This is a genomic window from Streptomyces sp. NTH33 (assembly GCF_003236365.1).
In the GTDB taxonomy this organism is placed as follows: domain Bacteria; phylum Actinomycetota; class Actinomycetes; order Streptomycetales; family Streptomycetaceae; genus Streptomyces.
Map to the genome: position 1 here is coordinate 1 of NZ_POTZ01001143.1, position 420 is coordinate 420.

The 420-nt window shown below is 78.1% G+C and carries 1 pseudogene; it reads left to right on the forward strand.

What is annotated here, in order from left to right:
- Positions 1–116: 116 nt before the first annotated feature.
- Positions 117–420, forward strand: a pseudogene (locus C1I97_RS42380) (SUKH-4 family immunity protein); the annotation flags it as partial.

The window sequence follows — 420 nt, forward strand, 5'->3', positions numbered from 1 at the left end:
TGGGTGCGCCGGGTGCGTCTGGTGCGCCGGGCACGCCGGGTATGCCGGGTGTTCCTGCCGGGGCGACTCCGTGGGCGGGGACGGACACCAACGCGGATGCGGAGGACGACCGTTCGGTGCCGTTGCCGGACACGGTGTACGCGCCGGCGCTGAGCGGGACCGACGACGAGGCTCCGCCGCCCGCTGCCGCGCCGGATGCCAAGACGGCGCTGATGGCGGGCGGCAGTGGGCTGCCGCGTACGGCGCTGGCGCCGGCGGTCGACGAGCCCGACGGGGTCGGTGGGAGCGGTGCTTCGGCCGGTGCGGGTGTGCCTGGCGTTCCGCAGGGCGGCACGCCGCCGCCTGCGTCGCCGAGTACGCTGCCCGGTCCGGGCGCGCCGTCCCCTGGTCAACCGCAGGGCGGGCCGCGGGATGCGGCCG